Source organism: Frigoribacterium sp. Leaf186 (assembly GCF_001423905.1).
GTDB lineage: Bacteria > Actinomycetota > Actinomycetes > Actinomycetales > Microbacteriaceae > Frigoribacterium.
This window is the reverse complement of the sequence record NZ_LMPQ01000001.1, coordinates 509,230-528,023: the sequence shown is the minus strand read 5'-3', so window position 1 is coordinate 528,023 and position 18,794 is coordinate 509,230. Positions and strand designations below refer to the sequence as shown.

Sequence of the window (18,794 nt, the reverse complement as noted above, 5' to 3'; positions counted from 1 at the left end):
CGAGTCACGACCGTTGCGGGTGGACGATGCGCCCTTTTTGTGTGCCATGTGTTCTCAGCCCCTTACTTGGTGGTGATCGAGGTGATCTTGACGCGGGTCAGGTCGGCACGGAAGCCCATGCGACGCTTGTACCCGGTCTTGTTCTTGTAGTTCTGGATGACGATCTTCGGGCCGCGCAGGTCGTTCAGGACCTCGCCCTCGACCGTGACCTTCGCCAGGTCGTCGCCCGACAGGATGGCGTCGCCGTCGACGTGCAGGACGGGGACGAACGAGACGGTCTCGGCGGTCGCGGCCTTGAGGCGGTCGACGGTCAGGATGGTGCCGACCTCGACCTTCTCCTGCCGGCCACCGGCGCGCACGATTGCGAAAGCCATGGGAACTCCAAAAAAGTGGGGGGTGTGACGCCCGGACTGCCGGACGACGTCGTGGTGCCGCGAGGGCAACTTGGATAGTCTTTCACAAATGTCACGACCGATCAAACTTCGCCGCCCGCCGCAGTTCACGGCCGAGATCGTCGACGACGCCCGCGAACGCCTGCTCGACCTGCTCGACGACCTGAAGACGCTGACGACCGAGCACGCCGACGACGTCGAGGTGTGGGGCTCGGCCGTCACGACCGCCGGGTGGGAGATCGCGAGCCTCGGCCAGTGGCTCGGGCTCGAGGGCGAGGCCGTGCTGCTGCTCGGCGGCGCCTCGTACCCCGAGATCGCCGAGCACCAGGGCACGAGCGCCTCGGCCGTCTACGCCCGCGTCGGACGGTCGCTGACCCTCGGGCCCTACGCCCACGCGTCGGGTGCCGACGGGTCGACCACGCGCGTCTCGGCCGAGGGCCTCGACCAGGCCCGTGCCGAGTACGCCGAGGAGGCGCGGGCCGGCGACCCGACGGACGTCGCGACGGCGACGCCCCCCGTCGGCGACTCGCTGGCCGACCGGGTGCCCGAGGTGCTGCGCGGCGGCTCGCGTCGGACCACCGAGATCGTCGCCGCGCTGCCCGACTACCGACGCAGCAGCGTGCTCTCGACTCTCAGCGTCCTGGCCCGGCAGGGAGTGATCGACCGGGTGGGGCACGGCACCTACGCCCTGCCCCACCCGTCGACCGACTGACCGTCGAGCCGTCCCGGCGTGCTCAGCCCGGCGCGATCAGCCCGGCGCGGTCAGCCCGGCGTGCTCGCCACGGCCTCGTCGAGCCCGAACGCCCGCAGCTCGTCGTCGTCGAGCATCCGCGACCGGACGAGGAACCGCTTGCCCTCCGGGCTCTCCACCGAGAACCCGGCTCCGCGGCCGGGCACGACGTCGATGGTGAGGTGCGTGTACTTCCAGTACTCGAACTGGCTGCGCGACATGTACACCTCGATCGGGTCGATGCCGTCGACGTGCAGGTCGCCGAGGTGGACGTCGACGGCACCCACCCGGAAGAACCCGACGGGGTAGCACATCGGCGACGAGCCGTCGCAGCAACCGCCCGACTGGTGGAACATCAGCGGGCCGTGCTGAGCCGTGAGGTCGACGAGGAACGCCGCGGCCTCGGGCGAGACGTCGACCCGCGAGGGGGTGGGCCGCGTCATCAGAAGAAGCCCATCGGACCGTCCGCGTAGCTGACGAGCAGGTTCTTCGTCTGCTGGTAGTGGTCGAGCATCATCTTGTGGTTCTCGCGACCGATGCCGGACTGCTTGTAGCCGCCGAAGGCCGCACCCGCCGGGTACTGGTGGTACGTGTTCGACCAGACGCGACCGGCCTGGATGTCGCGTCCGGCCCGGTAGAGCTGCGCGCCGTTGCGGCTCCACACGCCGGCGCCCAGGCCGTACAGGGTGTCGTTGGCGATCTTGATGGCGTCGTCGTAGTCGCTGAAGCTGGTGAGCGAGAGGACGGGGCCGAAGATCTCCTCCTGGAAGATCCGCATCGAGTTGCGGCCCTCGAAGATCGTCGGGTTGACGTAGTAGCCCTCGGTCAGGTCACCGCCCAGGTCGGCACGGTCGCCGCCGAGCAGGAGCTTCGCGCCCTCCTGCTTGCCGATGTCCATGTAGCTGAGGATCTTCTCGAGCTGGTCGTTCGAGGCCTGGGCGCCGATCATCGTGTCCATCGACAGCGGGTTGCCCTGCTTGACCTTCTTCACGCGCTCGACACCGTCGGCGGTGAACTGGTCGTAGATCGACTGCTGCACGAGCGCACGGCTCGGGCAGGTGCAGACCTCGCCCGAGTTCAGGTTGAAGAACGAGAAGCCCTCGAGCGCCTTGTCGTAGAAATCGTCGCGCTCGTCGGCGACGTCGGCGAAGAAGACGTTGGGGCTCTTGCCGCCGAGCTCGAGGGTCACCGGGATGAGGTTCTCGCTGGCCATCTGCATGATGAGGCGACCGGTCGTGGTCTCGCCCGTGAACGCGATCTTGCGGATGTTCGGGTGGCTCGCCAGGGGCGCCCCGGCCTCGACGCCGAAGCCGTTGACGATGTTGAGCACCCCGGCGGGCAGGAGGTCCTTGATCAGGTCCATGAACACGTGGATCGACGCGGGGGTCTGCTCGGCAGGCTTGAGGACGACGCAGTTGCCGGCGGCGAGGGCCGGCGCGAGCTTCCACACGGCCATCAGCAGCGGGAAGTTCCAGGGGATGATCTGGCCGACCACGCCGAGCGGTTCGTGGAAGTGGTAGGTGACCGTGTCGTTGTCGATCTCACCGGTGGAGCCCTCCTGCGCACGGATCGCGCCGGCGAAGTACCGGAAGTGGTCGATCGCGAGCGGCACGTCGGCGGCGAGGGCCTCACGGATGGGCTTGCCGTTGTCCCAGGTCTCGGCGACGGCGAGCATCTCGAGGTTCGCCTCCATGACGTCGGCGATCCGGTTGAGGATCAGCGCGCGCTGCGCGATCGTGGTCTTCTTCCACGAGTCGAAGGCCCGCCAGGCGGCCTCGACCGCCTTGTCGACGTCGGCGGCGTTGCCGCGGGCGACCTCGGTGAAGACCTTGCCGTTCACGGGGCTGGGGTTCTCGAAGTACCGACCGCTCGCGGGGGCGACGTACTCGCCGCCGATGAAGTGGTCGTAGCGGGGCTTGAAGGCCACCTTCGCGTCGGGCTGTCCCGGTGCGGCGTAGGTGTTCGGAGGAGTGGTGACGGTCATGACGGTCCCTTTCGACGACGGTGTCGGACGGGCGGCGGGGATCGCCCGCCGCTGGCGGCAGGCTACGGCGGAGGGGGTTGCATCGGGTTGCGCGTGCGGACCAGGGCGGGAGGCGCGTGCGGGCAGATGCGGGAGGCACGCGTGGAGCAGCGCCGGACGTGCTCGGATGAGGGCGGGAGGCGCGCGCGAGGGACCGGGTCAGGCCCGGTCGTCGAGGGCCTCGAGGTGCGCGACGAGGTGGGGCCGGCGAGGCGAGCCCGGGGGCAGGCGACGCAGCAGCTCGAACAGGACGCCCGCGTCGTCACGGCCCGCGGCCGACTCGGCGAACGCCTGGAGGGTCTCGAGCGACCCGTCGGTGAGGACGGCGTCCCGCACGGTGGCAGCCACCTCGGCGCGCAGGGCGACGACGCCGGGGGCGGTGGACGCCGGCAGCGCGGGGCCCGTGTCGGCCCGCACGGCGGCACGACGAGCGCCCCGGTCGACGAGTCCGACGAGCGCGTCGAGGTCGAGCGCCACGGGTCGGGGCAGCCGGTACGGGCGCGACAGGGGGACCAGTGTGGGGTCGAGGGCCTCGACCACGTGCCGCAGCCGCACCAGCTCGGGGCGGAGCGTCGTCACGGCGTCGACGTCGCCGTAGACCGCGTCGGCCAGCTCGGGCGCCGTGTAGCCGGTGGCGCGATGGGCGAGCAGGGTCATGATCTCGGAGTGCCGTGCGCCCAGGGTGATGCGGCCGTCGCCGACCGAGAGGACCGCCTCGTCCCGGCCGAGGGTCGTCAGGGTCGTGGAGGCGGTCGGGGCGGTGCCCCGCGCCGACGCGGCGACGGCGGGGGAGGTGCGGCTCGACACCGTGCGCACGGGGTGGTGCGAGGGGCGAGCCGGGGCGCGACCGGCCGCGGCGTACCGCAGGAGCGCGAGGTGCGCCTCCACGGCGGCGACGGTCGCGGTGACCAGGGGAAGGGTCATCGAGCCGGCGGCCCGGTCGTCTCCGGTGATGTCGACGACGCCGATCAGGTGCCCGTCGACGGGGTCGTGGACCGGCACGGCCGTGCAGCTCCAGGCCCGGACGCGGTGGTTCCAGTGCTCGTCGCCGCGAATCTGCACGCCCCGGTCGAGCACGAGCGCGGTGCCCGGTGCCGAGGTGCCGACCCGCGCCTCCGACCATCCGGCCCCCGCGACGAACAGCATGTCCTCGGCCCGGCGGCGGGCCGAGGGGTCGCCCTCGACCCAGAGCAGGCGGCCGTGCTCGTCGCCGATCGCCACGAGCAGGCCCGATCCCGCGACGTCGTCGACCAGCAGGCGGCGGACGACGGGCAGGGCGAGCGCCAGGGGGTGGTCGCGGCGCCAGTCGTCGAGGTCGTCCTCCGGCAGCTCGAGCCGCGGCAGGCCGTCGGGGTCGAGCCGGTGCCGCGAGGCGCGGTCCCACGAGTCGCGAACCACCCGGCGCACCGGCCCGGCGTCGCGGGGCGGACGGCTCGCGGTGAGGGACATCGGGCACCCATCGTCGTCGATCGGGGCGAGGCGGCCGTGGTGCGGCGTCGTCGCCGTGGTGCTGTCAGCGTACGGCGGGCCGGGTCCGTGGGGAAGGGCGTCGGGTGGGGGTCTGCTGTGACCCCGGCGGGGCGCCGGCGACCCGGTCGAGGAGGCGCGGGTCAGCTCGCGCAGTCGATGCAGAGTCGGGCGGTGGGTCGCGCCTCGAGCCGCGCCTCGCCGATGCGGGCGGAACAGCGCTCGCAGCGGCCGAACGTGCCGTCGGCGAGCCGGGCCAGGGCGGCCTCCGCGTCGGCCGCCCGCTCGAGCGCCGACCGGCGGACGGCGTCGAGCTGCGACCGCTCGTAGGCGATGGTCGAGCCCTCGGGGTCGTGCTCGTCGTCGACGTTGGCTCCCTCGCGGGCCGCAGCCACCGCCTCCATGTCGACGAGCAGCCGCCCCGCCAGCGTCAGGGCCTCGTCGCGCGTCGTGCGCAGCCGGTCGGAGGGGTCGATCACGCGATCACGGTACCGATGGTCAGGCCGAGGTGAGCGGCGGCACCTCTTCGCCCGCGCGGGGCGGAGCCGGGGGAGTCCCGTCGCCGAACGGCCGACCGCCGAGCTGCTCGCGACCGTGCTCGGCGAGCCACCCCGACGGGTCGGGCCCGGCGGGGACGATGCCGGTCGGGTTGATGTCGGAGTGCACGACGTAGTAGTGCGCCTTGATCTGGTCGAAGTCGATCGTGTCGCCGAACCCGGGGGTCTGGAACAGGTCGCGGGCGTAGGCCCAGAGCACCGGCATCTCGGTGAGCTTGTTCCGGTTGCACTTGAAGTGCCCGTGGTAGACCGCGTCGAACCGGGCGAGGGTCGTGAAGAGGCGGATGTCGGCCTCGGTGATCGTGTCGCCGACGAGGTAGCGCTGCCCGGCCAGTCGCTCGGACAACCAGTCGAGCCGGTCGAAGAGGGTGCGGTAGGCCCGCTCGTAGCTCTTCTGCGAGCCCGCGAAGCCGGCCCGGTAGACGCCGTTGTTGACGTCGCGGAACACCACGTCGGCCACCTCGTCGATCTCGCCGCGCAGTGCCTCGGGGTAGAGGTCGGGCGCGCCCTCCCGGTGGAACTCGGTCCATTCGGTGGCGAAGTCGAGCGTGATCTGCGGGAAGTCGTTGGTCACGACCTTGCCGCTCGGCACGTCGACGACGGCGGGCACGGTGATGCCCCGCGGGTAGTCGGGCGTGCGGGCGAAGAAGGCCTCTTGAAGGCGCTCGATGCCGAGCACGGGGTCTCGACCGTCGGGGTCGAGGTCGAAGGTCCAGCTGCGGGCGTCGTGCGTGGGGCCGGGCAGGCCGAGCGAGATCGCGTCCTCGAGCCCGAGCAGGCGACGCGAGATGACGCTGCGGTTCGCCCACGGGCAGGCCCGGGCGGCCACGAGCCGGTAGCGGCCGGCCTCGACCGGCCAGCCGTCGACGGCGTCGCGCGTGATGCGGTCCTCGATGTAGTTGGTGTCGCGGGTGTACTCCTGGCCCGGCTCGACGTAGCTGCCCTTGACCTGCTGATCGCTCATGGCGCCACCCTACGCACGGGGCGTCGGTGATTCCTGGTCGGTGCGTCGGCCGGCCCGTGACGGCGGCCCCGGAGCGGGCGGGCGCGGCATGGGTCAGGAGTTCTCGACTGCCAGGGACGTGGAGGCGCGGGACGAGGAGGCGCGGGTCGCGTTCCAGTCGCGCCACATCGCCTTGAGGTCCCACGCGTTCTCGGCCTCGAGCGAGATGCCGCGCTCGCCGGTGCGACGGGTGCGCCCCTGGATCAGCATGAGCTGCGTGCCGAACAACAGGGAGCCGGCGCGGGCCTGGGCCTCCTCGAAGAACGTCGAGTCCGAGCAGCCGCTGCCGTCGTCGAGGCTGATGAAGACGACGCGCTTGCCGCTGCGCATCGGCGGGGTCTGGGTGGCGATGCGGATGCCCGCGACGAGGACGGTCGTGCCGTTCCAGTGGTCGCGGAGGTCGGCGGCCCGCACCACGCCGAGGTCGTCGAGCATCGGCCGGTAGCTCTCGATCACGTGCTCGCTGACCTCCATCGACAGGATGTCGAGCTCGTCGCTGACGCGCTGCCGGGCACCGACGTCGGGCGTCCCGGTCGGCACCGTGTCGGAGTCGTCGATCGAGAAGTCGAGCTGGTTCTCGACGTCGGCGGCCCGGGGGCGGGACGACCGGCCGGTGAGGGCCCGCACCCGGGCGAGGACGTCGCCGCGGGTGCGACCGGGCCCCGCGACCGAGTCGAGGGCGCCGACCTGGGCCAGGCGTTCGAACAGCGACCGTGACGGCGTCGCCCGCTGCCAGAAGTCGGTGATCGAGTCGTAGGGGCGGTTCACGACCACCCGGGCCAGCTCGGCGTCGCTGATGCCGTGCACGTCGGCCAGCGAGAGCCTCAGCCCGAGGTCACCGACCCGGGTCGGGGCGATCGGGGTCGCCGGCGGACGGAGGCGCTCGACCCGGTAGACGTCGGTCGAGGCGTTGACGTCGAGCGGCAGCACGGGCACGCCCATGCGTCGGGCCTCGGTCAACAGCAGCCGCTTCGGGTACATGCCCGGGTCGTGGGTGAGGATGCCGGCCAGGAACTCGGCCGGGTAGTGGGTCTTCAGCCAGGCGCTCTGGTAGGTGGGCAGGGCGAACGCGGCGCCGTGGGCCTTGCAGAAGCCGAACGACCCGAACCCCTTGAGCGCCGCCCAGATGCGGTCGACCGCGGCGTCGTCGAAACGGCGACGCCCGGTCGCGGGGTCGAGGTTGCCCCGGGTGCGCTCGCGGAAGGTGGCCTCGAGGGCGTCGTCGTCACCCTTGCCCATGTGGCGCCGGATCTCGTCGGCCTCGGCGAGGGACACCTGCATGGTGGCCTCGAGGATGCGCAGCACGTGCTCGTGGTAGATGACCACGCCGTAGCTGTCGTCGAGGAACGCGGCGAAGCTCGGGTGCAGGTAGTCGGGCTGCTGGAACCCGTGCTTGGTGTCGAGGAAGGGCGCGATCATGTTGCCCTTCATCGGGCCGGGCCGGAACAGCGAGATGTCGGCGATGAGGTCTTCGTAGCGGTCGGGCTGCATCTTGCCGATCAGCTCGCGCTGCCCCGGGCTCTCGATCTGGAACATGCCGAGCGTGTGCGTCGTGCGGATCGCCTCGAAGGTGGGCTCGTCGTCGTGGGGGATCTCGTCGAGCTCGATGCGCCCCTGACGGTTCACGTACGGCACGTCGACCGGCAGGGCTCCGGCGAGGGCGGCGCGCGGACCGTTCACCCGTTCGATCTCGTCGAGGGCGTAGGCCAGTGAGCTCTGCATGCGGACCCCGAGGACGTCGAGCTTCAGCAGGCCGGCGTCGTTCATGTCGTGCTTGTCGAACTGGCTCATCGGCAGACCGATGCCGCTCGGCTGCACGGGCGTGGTGCTGAGCAGGTCGGAGTCGCCGAGGATCACCCCGCACGGGTGCATCGAGATGTGCCGGGGCAGGCGGTCGAGCCGTTCGCTGAGGTCGACCAGCAGGTCGATCTGGTCGTTGCTGCGGGCCAGCTCGGCGATCTCGCGCAGCTCGGGCTTCTCGGCCATCGCGGTGCGCAAGTCGCGGGCGTTCGAGCGCCAGACGTTCTTCGCCACCAGGTCGATCTGCTCGTCGTCGAGCCCCAGGGCGAGACCGGCGTCGCGCACCGCACCGCGACCCCGGTAGGTGGACTGCATCGACATGAGCGTGACCCGGTTGCTGCCGTACCGGTCGAAGATCGCCCGGTAGACCTCGTGTCGCCTGGCCGCCTCGACGTCGATGTCGATGTCGGGCAGGGTCTCGCGCTTGTTGCCGAGGAACCGCTCGAACAGCAGGTCGTGCTCGATCGGGTCGACGTTCGAGATGCGCAGCAGGTAGGTGACCAGGCTGCCGGCACCCGAGCCGCGTGCCGCGTTGCGCACCCGCAGGTCGCGCATCAGCGCCGAGACGTCGGCCACGGTGAGGAAGTACCCCGCGAAGCCGAAGCCGGTGATGATGCCGAGCTCGTAGCGCATGCGGTTCTCGACCTTGTCGCGCAGGGCGCGGTCGGCGTCGCCGAACCGCTCGGTGACGCCCGCCTCGGCCCGCCGGAACAGGGCCTGGTCGGGGTCGCCGTCGACGCCGATCGCGCTGAGCTCCGGCACCTTCGGCCGGCCCCAGCCGAGGTCGGCGACGGGGTCGAGCCGGCACCGGTCGGCCAGCCGCTCGGTCGCGGCGAGCATCTCGTCGCCGGCGCTGCGCGGCAACGACGACGCGTCGCTCACCAGGCGGGCCAACCGGCGCATGTCGCCGTGGCCCTTGAGGTACGCCTGCGCGTTGGGCTGTGGGCGGAACGACCCGAGCGCCGCCAGGTGACCTGCCGAGTCGAGCACGTCGGCCGTGACCGCCTCGTCGGGGTCGAGGTAGCGCACGGCGTTCGTCAGCACGGCCGGCACCCCGACGTGGTCGGCGAGCTCGAGCATGCGCGCCGCGTGCCGGATGCTGCGGCTCTCACCCGGCTCGGTCAGGTGGCAGACCACCTCGACCACGACCCCGCCCGGCAGGGCCGCCGCCCAGTCCGCGAGGGACGCCGCGGCCTCGCGGTGCCGTCCGGCCTGCACGAGTCGCCCGACGTCGGAGTCGGGCCCCAGCAGGACGGTCGCCGCGGGCTCGGTCTCGCCCTGCACGAACCCGCGCACCCGCGAACGGGCGATCGTCGCGACGCTGTTGGCGCTGCCGCTGGCCTTGCGGGTGGCCCGCCCGTGCGACGCGCTGATCAGGCGGCACAGCGCAGCCCACCCGGCCTTCGCGGGGCCACCGCCCCGCGCCCCGTGCGCCAGCACCACGATGCGGTCGACGGCGGACGACCCGGCCGACCCCCCCTGCACGTCGGCCGCACCGGCGGACGCGCCCCCCACGACCCCCTCGCGGTCGTCGCGGCAGCCCAGCTCGACCCCGACGATCGGGTCGACGCCCGCCGTCCGGCACGCCCCGATGTGGCGGATCGCCCCGTACAGCCCGTCGCGATCGGTGATCGCCGCGGCGTCCGCCCCCGCCGCGACGGCGGCGTCGACGAGCGCCTTCGGGTGCGCCGTGCCGTGGTGGGCGCTGAACGCCGACGCGACGCGCAGATGGGTGAAGCTCATGGTCGGTACCTCGGGCTGCTGAACCCCCGGCCGGGTCGTTCGAACAGGTGTTCGACCAGTGTACGTCGCCACGGGCGACCCGTCGCGCCCGTCCCGGCGTCCGACCCGCCCGTCCGAGCGTCCGACCCGCCCGTCCCGTCCCGCGGCCTGTCATCATCGGGGCATGCCCGATCGACGCCCCGCCCCGCCCCGTCGCGGGGGCGCACTGCGTCGCGAGGCCCGCACCGCGACCCACTGGACCCGCGTCCTGCTGGCCCAGCCGCGCCTCCTGCTCGCCGTGAAGACCGCGCTCGCCGCGGCGCTCGCCTACTGGATCGCCCCGCACGTGCCGGGCGTCGCGGCCGAGTACCCCTACTACGCCCCGCTCGGCGCCGTCATCGCCATGTACCCGACCATCAAGAGCTCGGTGCGGCAGGGGTTCCAGGTGCTGCTCGGCCTCGTCGTCGGCATCGTCCTCGCCACCACGGTCTTCGCCCTGCAAGAGGGCCAGCCCGGCGTGCTCGCCGTTGCGCTCGTCGTCGGGGTGGGCGTGCTCGTGGCAGGCATCCGCTGGCTCGGTGCCGGCCGGGACTGGGTGCTGACGGCCGGACTGTTCGTCCTGCTGCTCGGCGGCGCGAACGCCGAGGCCTACTCGCTGGGTTACGTCGTGCAGGTGGGCGTCGGCGTCGTCGTCGGAGTCGTGGTCAACCTGGTGCTCGTGCCCCCGCTCTACTCCTCGCGCGCCGACGGGCGCCTCGCCCGCGTCCGGGACTCGCTCGCCGACCGGGCCGACGAGATCGCCGGGGTGTTCGAGACGACCTGGCCGCTCGAGGACGACGAGTGGGAACGCCGCGTCGGCGTCCTGCCGAGCACGCTGCGGCGGGTGCGCGAGGCCGTCCGGTTCGCCGACGAGTCCCGACACCTGAACCCCCGTCGGCTGCTGCGGCGCCGGGACCTCTCGCAGGAGTACGCCGACCTCGCCGTCTACGAGCGCGTGTCGTTCCACCTGCAGGACGTCGCCGAGGTCTCGGGCATCCTCGGTCGACGCATCGGCCGCCAGATCGGCATGCCCGACGACCTCGCGCCCGACGTCGCCCGCGCCGTGCACGGCGTCGCCACCGTCATCCGGCGCCACGGCACCGACGACGCCGACGCGTTCACCGACGCCCGCCGACGCGTCGCCGACCTCTGGGACGCCGTCGACCGCCACCGCGATCGCCCCACCACCGCCACGAGCGGTGGCGTGTCGATCGCGGTCTCGCTCGGGCGCGTCATCGCCGCCCTCGACCCGGACGACACCACCGCGCCCCGCCCCGAGGACGACGCTGCCGAGGAGGCGCGCGCGACGGCCGACGACGGTGCCGGCGGCCGCGTGGGCGGCACCGACAGCACGGGCCCGGTCGACGACGACAGCGCGCCCCGCGACACCGCCCCGCACGACACGGTGCAGGACTCCGACGCCGACGCCGGTCGCTGACCTCGATACGGCGCTCGCCGCCCGGGAGCAGTACGGTTGACCGGGCACCGGCGCCGAGACGCGACCCGTGCCCCCACCCGGCCGGGGCGGTCGACGGGAATGCCCGTCCCCCCTGTGCGTTGACACCCGTGGCCCCGAGAACCCCCGCCGCCCGATCGACCAGCGACGACACGATCGCCGCCCTCCCCACGAAAGCTGCACTGTGACAGACACCACCACCCTCATCATCCTCGGAGCCAGCGGAGACCTCACCGAGCGTCTGCTGCTCCCCGGCCTCGCGAGCCTGCTGAAGAGCGACCGCGGCGTCGACGTCCAGCTGATCGGCACCGGTCGAAGCGAGCGCAGCCCCGAAGAATGGGACGACGTCGTCACGACCGCCTTCAACGGCGACGCCGGCAGCGACCTGGCCAAGAAGACCCTCGCGTCGAGCCGCTACATCCAGGGCGACCCGACCACGGTCGAGCACCTGAAGGCCCTCTTCGAGGCCAGCGAGGGCACCCCGGTGATGTACTTCGCCCTGCCGCCCGCCATCAGCACCAAGGTGATCCAGGCGCTCGCCGAGATCGACCTGCCCGACGGCCTCCGCCTCGCCCTCGAGAAGCCGTTCGGCTCCGACGAAGAGAGCGCTCGCGAACTGAACGCCGAGCTGCTCAAGATCGTCCCCGAAGAGCGCATCCACCGCACCGACCACTTCCTGGGTCGCGCGACCGTGCTGAACATGATCGGCCTGCGCTTCGCGAACCGCCTGTTCGAGCCGGTCTGGAACGGCGACAACATCGAGAAGGTCGAGATCTTCTACGACGAGGTCCTCGGCCTCGAGGGTCGCGCCCAGTACTACGACAAGGCCGGCGCCCTGATCGACATGATCCAGAGCCACCTCCTGCAGGTGCTGGCGGTCATCGCGATGGACGCTCCGTCGAGCATCGACTCGGTCGAGCTGCGCAGCGAGATCGCCCGCGTGCTGCGGGCCACCTGGGTCAAGGGCGCCGACCCGATCGCCTCGAGCCGGCGCGCGCAGTACTCCGCCGGCACCATCGACGGCAAGGACGTCCCCGCGTACGCCGACGAGGACGGCGTCGACGTCGAGCGTCAGACCGAGACCCTGGCTGAGGTCGAGTTCGAGGTCAAGACGCGTCGCTGGGCGGGCGTGCCGTTCGTCCTGCGCTCCGGCAAGGGCATGACGAAGATCCGCAAAGAGGTGCTCATCACCTTCAAGCCGGTGCCGGCGCTGCCCGAGGGCCTCAACGGGTCGTCGACGCCCGACACGCTGCGCATCGAGATCAGCCCCGAGACGATGGAGCTCGGCGTCACGACCAACGGCAAGGGCAACCCCTTCGACCTCGAGAAGTCGACGTTCCAGGTGACGCTCGGCAAGCCCGAGCTGACCCCCTACGGCGAGGTGCTCAGCGGCATCTTCCACGACGACCCGACGCTGTCGATCCGTGGCGACGTCGCCGAGCGCTGCTGGGCGATCGTCGCCCCCGTGATCGAGGCCTGGAAGGCCGACCGCGTGCCGCTCGACACCTACGCCGCCGGGTCGACCGGTCCGAAGGACTGGCCCGCCTGATCCCTCGCGTCATCCGTCACGGCCGCCCCGCTCGTCAGAGCAGGGCGGCCGTCGCCGTCGGGGCGTCGCCGTGGTGGCGCCACCGGGCGGGCAGCGGTGTCGACCGGGGCCCTAGCGCGCCTTCGCCTTCGAGATCGCGTCCGCCGCGCGCACCAGCGCCAGGTGCGAGAGGGCCTGCGGGGTGTTGCCGACGTGGCGTCCGGTGGCGACCTCGATCTCTTCGGAGAGCATGCCGACGTCGTTGCAGTAGCCCACCAGGCGGTCCATCAGGGTGACGGCGTCGTCGACCCGCCCCGAGGCCGCGTACTGCTCGGCCAGCCAGAACGAGCAGGTCAAGAAGGGGTTCTCGGCACCCTCGAGCCCGTCGACGCCGCTCTCGGTGCGGTAGCGCATCAGCAGGCCGTCCTGCAGCAGGTCGTGCTCGATCGCGGCGACGGTGCCGAGCATGCGCGGGTCGTCGGCGGCGACGAAGCCGACCTGTGGCAGCTGCAGCAGGGACGCGTCGACCTCGGTCGTGCCGTAGTGCTGGGTGAAGGAGGCGCGGTCGGCGTTCCAGCCGTGGGTCTCGATCTCGGCGCGCACCTCGTCGCGCAACCCGCGCCATCGGTCGACGGGGCCGTCCAGGCCGAACTGCTCGACGCCCTGGATGGCCCGGTCGAGGGCGGCCCAGATCATCACGCGCGAGTGGGTGAAGTGCTGCAGCTCGCCCCGGATCTCCCAGATGCCGTTGTCGGGGCGGGTCCAGTTGTCCTCGACGTACTGCATCAGTGCGCGTTGCAGCGGCCAGGAGTACTCGCTCTCCTCGACGCCGAGCAGGCGGGCCTCGTGCAGGGCGACCATCACCTCGCCGAAGATGTCGCCCTGGTACTGCTCGTAGGCGGCGTTGCCGACGCGCACGGGGGACGCCCCCTCGTAGCCGGGCAGCCCGTCGACCTCGCGCTCGTCGAGGTACCGTTCGCCGGCCAGGCCGTACATGATCTGCACGTCGGCGGGGTCGCCGGCGATGGCGCGTAGCAACCAGCCGCGCCACCGGTCGGCTTCTTCGGCGTACCCGTGCAGGATGAGCGCCTGGAGCGTCATCGACGCGTCGCGCAGCCACACGTACCGGTAGTCCCAGTTGCGAGAGCCGCCGAACTGCTCGGGCAGGCTCGTGGTCGCCGCGGCGACGATGCCGCCGGTGTCCTCGTTGGTCAGGGCCCGCAGGATGAGCAGCGAGCGGTGCACCTCGCGGCCGTAGACCTCGGGCGCCGAGCAGCGTGACGCCCACTCCTGCCACCAAGCGACGGTCTCGTCGATGCGGGCCGACACGTCGAACGGAGCGGGCGGTTCGCGGTGCGACGGGTACCAGGTGAGGCTGAGGTCGACGGTCTCGCCCGGTGCGACGTCGAAGGTCGCCTCGTGGGTGTGGTCCGTCGCCGTCAGCCGGGGCCCCCGGACGACGACGGCGTCGGGCCCCGCGGTGGCGACGAGCACGGTGTCGTCGCCCTCGGGCACCTGCCGCACCCAGGGCACGGCCGTGCCGTAACCGAACCGGATGGCGAGGTCGACGTGCATCGAGACCGTGCCCGAGACGCCGGTGACGCGGCGGACCACGTCGGCCCGTCGGTCGCCGTAGGGCATCAGGTCGGTGACCTCGACGACCCCGGTGGGAGTCGTCCAGCGCGTGACGAGCACGAAGGTGTCCTCGACGTAGCGCCGGGTCGAGGTGGCGTCGGGGTCGGCCGGGGCCACGAGCCAGCGGCCGGACTCGTGGTCGCCGAGGAGGGCGCCGAAGGTCGAGGCGGAGTCGAAGCGGGGCAGGCACAGCCAGTCGATGCTGCCGTCGGTGCCCACGAGGCATCCGGTGTGCAGGTCGCCGATCAGTGCGTAGTTCTCGATGGGCAGGGGCATGCGCTCATCAAACCAGCGCACCCTCGGCCGGGGTCAGCGTTGCAGCGTCGGATCGGGCCAGAGCGTCTCGACCTTGGGCTTCTCCCGGCGGGTGCGGGCCCAGACGACGAAGCCGGCGAGCGTGAACGCGCCGTAGAAGACGTACATGAACGCCGACGCGTAGTAGCCGGCGCTGAAGAGCAGGGGAGTGCCGACCAGGTCGACCGCGACCCAGATCAGCCAGAACTCGACCCAGCCCTTGGCCATGCCGTAGGTCGCCAGCAGCGACCCGGTGAAGATCCAGGCATCGGCCCAGACGGGCTCGTACGACCCGAGGAGGCGGAAGACGGGCGTGAGGACGGCGGTGCCACCCACCAGCGCGACGACGAGCAGGACCCGGTTCTTCCACCCGGCCCAGCGGGGCTCGACGGCCGCACCGCCGCTGTCGCCCGCGTGCTTCCACCGGTACCAGCCGTAGATCGACACGACGACGAACATGACCTGTCGAGCGGCCTGGCCCAGCAGGTTGACCGGGTTCGGGGTGTCGAACACCGCGCCGAGGAAGACGGTGAACAGCAGCGCGTTGCCGACGATGCCGACCGGCCAGGCCCAGACCTTGCGTCGCATGCCGCCGAGGGCGCTGAGCAGGCCGAAGACGTTGCCGACCACCTCGCGCCAGAGGATCGTCTGGTCGCCGATGTGCAACTGGGCGTCGAACAACCACAACAACGGGTTCATCGGGTGCTCTCTTCGGTCGGGGTGGCGGATGGTGCGGGACCACGGCGTCCCCCGGGGCGCAGCGCGCCTGGTGGTGCAACGAGTGTGGCACGGGGGCCATTCCCTGTGGGCGCGGCCCCCGTGGGCACGGCCCCTGTGGGCACGGCCCTTGTGGGCACGGCCCCGGCGCGAGCCGTCCTCGTCCGTCAGGCGAACAGCTGCTGTTCGACCCGGTCGTCGAAGACCCCGAGCAGCAGCCACGAGTCGCCTCGCCCGTCGAGTGCCAGGTCGAAGGTGCCGTCGACCCGATGGGCGCCGTCGGTGAGCGGCACCGCGTCGACCCGCCAGACCGTCATCTCGAGCAGGTGCGCGCTCGCCCCGCGGGGTGCCCGGGTCGCCGACCGCCACCAGTCGGTGCGCGTCACCCAGAGCTCTGGCGAGCTGACGACGCCGTACACGACCCCTCGCCACTCGAAGCGCAGGGGCGCCCCGTCGGCGGTCGTCTCGACCGGGACCTTCTCGTCCACCCTCATCTGCCGACCTCTCGTTCGAATGTGTGTTCGAACGGAGTCTACGAATCCCCACCGACATCGGCCACCCCCAGGGTGCGATGTGGGGTCGGTGCCGTGGGGCGCCGGGGCGGGAGCCGCCTCACCAGCGGGGCAGCGCCTCCTCGACGTGGTCGACCGCCTCACGGGGCAGGCCGGCCTCGTCGGCGAACGAGCGCCACCGACCCACCGCGTCGCGCACCTCGTCGACGATGCCGGACGCGTCCCGCACCAGGAACCGGTCGGCCAGACGCATCACGTCCGCCCGCGAGACGTCTCGGAAGACCCCGTCCACCCCCATCAGGTGCTGGTACGTCCACCGCCCCGTCGGGTTGTGCGCGAAGGTCACGTCGTACGCGGGGGACAGGGCCCACGACGCCCCGGGCCCGGCCAGCAGGAACGACGAGTTCTTGGTGTGGTCGTCGTTGTTGGCGGCCAGCACGTTGAAGACCATCCGACGGAACGCCTGGGCCATCGCCTCGTCACCGAGCCCCAGCCGGCGGACGGCGTCGAACAGCTGACCGTAGTCGTGGGCCTGCCGCTGCCGGAAGTCGAGGTGGGCCGCCCCGCAGAGCGTCAGGACGTGCGCCTTGCCCCCGGCCCGACGGTCGAACCGTCGGGTCATGAAGTGCGACCGCCCGTTCTCGTCGAGCAGCCGGCACTCGGCCATGTCGATGCCCGCCGCCCCCGCCATCGACGAGTACGCGTACTCGACCCGGCCGGCGAGGCCCCCCGACCCCAACTCGGAGTCCGGTCCCAGGCCGTCGAGCTTGATCAGCCAGTGCTCGAACCCCTCGGGCGCCGCCACCTGACCGGACCGGATCTCTCCCGTCGCACGGTTCCACGCGACCACCGCCTTGGCCCGCGCCCCACCCGCGGACGTCCCGACCTGGATCAACGACCGGATGGCCGACTCCGTCTCGCGGTCGTCGCTGAAGCGGGCGTCCAGCACGCTCCTGGCCCCGTCGACCAGTTCGCTGAGCTCGAGCGCACTGGCCGTCCGCTGGCGAGGGCCCCGGGACGGGCGGAACTCGAGTGCGCCCATCGCCCGGTCCGCCATGTACGCCAGCCGGTCCAACGGGCTCACGAGCTGCCGTGACACGCCCTGCCGCGCCAGCCAGGCGTCGATCACGGCGTTGCCGAAGTCGTCCGGCATCGCGTCCGCCAGCACGGCCGGCAGCCGGTGGAACGTCGCCTCGGGCAGCTGCGGGAACACGTGCCGGCGGACGCTGGTCGGCATGGTCAACGGGGCCAGCTCGATGCCTCGGGCCACCCAGTCCGGGTAGTACTCGAACACGTACGCGCCGAGAGCGGGATCGGGTGCCACGGCTCCCACCCGCAGCCCCCACGCCGTCACCTCGACCGCACGGACCGGCACCCAGCTCACGAGTCGGCCCCCGGCGACCGGGCGCCCCGGGGCCGGTACACCCGGCGTCGTGGCTCGTCCACCGACGACCTCAGCACGTCGAGGGGGCTGACGGCGCTCGCCGGAGTCAGGCGGGCGAGGGCGTCGTCGGCGCCCAACGCCCTCAGGACGCGGACGAGGCTGCGCAGGGTGCTGCCCCGCCCGGCCTCGAGCGACTGCACGGTGCTCGGCGAGAGGTCCGCCCGTCGGGCGAGCTCGACCTGGTCGAGGCCCCGGTCGAGCCTGAGGCGACGGACCTGCTCGCCCACCTGGCGTTCGCGTTCGTCGGTGGACACGACCGGACCCGCCGTGTCGTCTGGTCTCTGCTCGTCGCCGAACATGGTTCTCCAATCACGGGATAACCCAGCATAACAGCCAGAACGAGCCCGTAAAAGGGACTATCCCACTATTGCACGACGCTCGACGTCGATCAGGGTTAAGTCGCTCGGGGTTCGGTCGACCGGGGTTCAGTCGATGACGCCGTTGTCGAGCAACTGCTCCCACAGGCCTGCGCCGTCGGGTGCCGACACCCAGGTCACCTCGCTGCTGCCGGCGTGCTCGGACCGCGACGACCGCCCCCCGGCCAGCACGGCCTCGCTGGGGGACAACTGACGGATGGCCACGGCGGCCACGTTCTCGGGGTGGTCGTGCAAGAAGGTGCCGTACAGCTCTTCGTCGTGCTGGCCGTCGTCGCCGACCAGCAGCCACTTGAGCTCGGGGAACTCCTCGGCCAGGCGACGCAGCGACTCCTGCTTGTGCAGGCGGCCGCTCCGGAAGATCCGGTCGTGCGTCGGACCCCAGTCGGTGAGCAGCAGCGGGCCGCTCGGGTACAGGTTGCGCGACAGGAACCGCGACAACGTCGGCGCGACGTTCCACGCGCCCGTCGACAGGTAGACGACGGGGCACCCGGGGTTCGCCGCGTTGAGCCGCTCGTACAGGACCGCCATGCCGGGCACGGGCCGCCGGGCGTGCTCGTTCAGCACGAAGGTGTTCCAGGCGGCGAGCAGCGGCCGGGGCAGCGAGGTGACCATCACGGTGTCGTCGATGTCCGAGACGATGCCGAACCGCGCCTCCGGGTCGATCACGAAGATCGGCGCCTCGACCGGGGTCGAGCCCTCGGTGGTCAGGGTCGCCACGTGCCAACCCGGCTCGAGGTCGACCGGTATGCGCGCGTCGAGCACGCCACCGCGGTCGGTCTGGACGCGCTGGACGCGACCCCCGAGCGAGATCTCGACGAGCGCCTTCTCGACCGGGACGCTCGTGAAGCTGCGCCAGCCCCTGACGTTGAGGCGGTCGATGCCCGACAGGGTGCCCGTGCGGGTCAGCAGCACGCGGGACAGCACGCGTGCCCACCCCGGAGCCCCGTACCCGGTGTACGGCACGACGGTCGGCAGGAGGCCACGACGCCGAGCACGCTTCTCGCGGAAGCGGTGGACCGAGTTCTCGATGCGTGCCGCGCGGTGCAGGAACGGCTCGACGGCGGCGGGCGGTGCCTTGCGGGTGTCGGGCATCCGGTC

The 18,794-nt window shown here is 72.0% G+C and carries 16 protein-coding genes; 3 read left to right on the top strand and 13 right to left on the bottom strand.

Translation table 11 applies throughout. The features are described from left to right. Positions 1–62: 62 nt before the first annotated feature. Positions 63–374, bottom strand: coding sequence for a 50S ribosomal protein L21 (gene rplU, locus ASG05_RS02430; RefSeq protein WP_056256906.1), 312 nt, complete (start codon positions 372–374; stop codon positions 63–65). 88 nt (positions 375–462) lie between these two features. On the opposite strand from rplU, the gene ASG05_RS02425 reads away from it, so the two are divergent. Then, positions 463–1,104 carry a hypothetical protein gene (locus ASG05_RS02425; RefSeq protein ID WP_056256903.1) on the top strand — a complete coding sequence of 214 codons (642 nt, stop codon included), beginning with the start codon at positions 463–465 and terminating at the stop codon, positions 1,102–1,104. 50 nt (positions 1,105–1,154) lie between these two features. Here ASG05_RS02425 and ASG05_RS02420 read toward each other — a convergent pair whose 3' ends face one another. The 6 genes from ASG05_RS02420 to ASG05_RS02395 form a co-directional block, all read right to left on the bottom strand. Continuing rightward, positions 1,155–1,565 carry a DUF779 domain-containing protein gene (locus ASG05_RS02420; protein ID WP_056256900.1) on the bottom strand — a complete coding sequence of 137 codons (411 nt, stop codon included), beginning with the start codon at positions 1,563–1,565 and terminating at the stop codon, positions 1,155–1,157. Next, positions 1,565–3,106 (bottom strand): aldehyde dehydrogenase family protein, encoded by a 1,542-nt coding sequence (locus ASG05_RS02415; RefSeq protein ID WP_056256897.1) that lies wholly within the window; start codon positions 3,104–3,106, stop codon positions 1,565–1,567. The genes ASG05_RS02420 and ASG05_RS02415 overlap by 1 nt, the downstream gene beginning before the upstream one ends. A 198-nt stretch (positions 3,107–3,304) precedes the next feature. Further along, positions 3,305–4,594, bottom strand: a complete 1,290-nt coding sequence (locus tag ASG05_RS02410) for a GAF domain-containing protein (RefSeq protein WP_056256893.1) — start codon at positions 4,592–4,594, stop codon at positions 3,305–3,307. Positions 4,595–4,755: 161 nt separating this feature from the next. Further along, positions 4,756–5,091: a TraR/DksA C4-type zinc finger protein gene (locus tag ASG05_RS02405; protein ID WP_056256891.1), complete on the bottom strand. Its 336-nt coding sequence runs from the start codon at positions 5,089–5,091 to the stop codon at positions 4,756–4,758. A 19-nt stretch (positions 5,092–5,110) separates the two neighbouring features. Next, positions 5,111–6,133 carry a glutathione S-transferase family protein gene (locus ASG05_RS02400; RefSeq protein ID WP_056256887.1) on the bottom strand — a complete coding sequence of 341 codons (1,023 nt, stop codon included), beginning with the start codon at positions 6,131–6,133 and terminating at the stop codon, positions 5,111–5,113. A 93-nt stretch (positions 6,134–6,226) separates the two neighbouring features. Beyond that, positions 6,227–9,715, bottom strand: a complete 3,489-nt coding sequence (locus ASG05_RS02395; RefSeq protein ID WP_056256884.1) for a DNA polymerase III subunit alpha — start codon at positions 9,713–9,715, stop codon at positions 6,227–6,229. Positions 9,716–9,878: 163 nt separating this feature from the next. Between ASG05_RS02395 and ASG05_RS17000 the strand changes: the two genes are divergently transcribed. Continuing rightward, the gene (locus ASG05_RS17000) at positions 9,879–11,171 is read left to right on the top strand and encodes an aromatic acid exporter family protein (RefSeq protein WP_056256881.1); all 1,293 of its coding nucleotides are present in this window, start codon (positions 9,879–9,881) and stop codon (positions 11,169–11,171) included. 202 nt (positions 11,172–11,373) lie between these two features. After that, entirely contained in the window at positions 11,374–12,738 is a 1,365-nt protein-coding gene (locus tag ASG05_RS02385) for a glucose-6-phosphate dehydrogenase (RefSeq protein ID WP_056256878.1), read from the top strand. Positions 12,739–12,849: 111 nt separating this feature from the next. On the opposite strand, the gene ASG05_RS02380 is transcribed toward ASG05_RS02385, so the two are convergent. The 6 genes from ASG05_RS02380 to ASG05_RS02355 all read right to left on the bottom strand — a co-directional run bounded on the left by ASG05_RS02380 (position 12,850) and on the right by ASG05_RS02355 (position 18,788). Beyond that, the gene (locus ASG05_RS02380) at positions 12,850–14,649 is read right to left on the bottom strand and encodes a glycoside hydrolase family 15 protein (RefSeq protein WP_255354534.1); all 1,800 of its coding nucleotides are present in this window, start codon (positions 14,647–14,649) and stop codon (positions 12,850–12,852) included. A gap of 12 nt (positions 14,650–14,661) precedes the next feature. Then, positions 14,662–15,345, bottom strand: a complete 684-nt coding sequence (pnuC, locus tag ASG05_RS02375) for a nicotinamide riboside transporter PnuC (RefSeq protein ID WP_056256872.1) — start codon at positions 15,343–15,345, stop codon at positions 14,662–14,664. A 185-nt stretch (positions 15,346–15,530) separates the two neighbouring features. Then, on the bottom strand, positions 15,531–15,857 hold the full coding sequence (locus ASG05_RS02370) for a DUF6504 family protein (protein ID WP_055972315.1): 327 nt from the start codon (positions 15,855–15,857) through the stop codon (positions 15,531–15,533). 118 nt (positions 15,858–15,975) lie between these two features. Then, entirely contained in the window at positions 15,976–17,259 is a 1,284-nt protein-coding gene (locus tag ASG05_RS02365) for a type II toxin-antitoxin system HipA family toxin (RefSeq protein WP_056256869.1), read from the bottom strand. Then, complete coding sequence (locus tag ASG05_RS02360; protein WP_162240622.1) at positions 17,256–17,573, bottom strand: helix-turn-helix domain-containing protein; 318 nt, start codon at positions 17,571–17,573, stop codon at positions 17,256–17,258. Before ASG05_RS02360 ends, ASG05_RS02365 begins: the two co-directional genes overlap by 4 nt. Positions 17,574–17,744: 171 nt before the next feature. Beyond that, entirely contained in the window at positions 17,745–18,788 is a 1,044-nt protein-coding gene (locus tag ASG05_RS02355) for an App1 family protein (RefSeq protein WP_056256865.1), read from the bottom strand. Between the last annotated feature and the right edge of the window lie 6 nt (positions 18,789–18,794).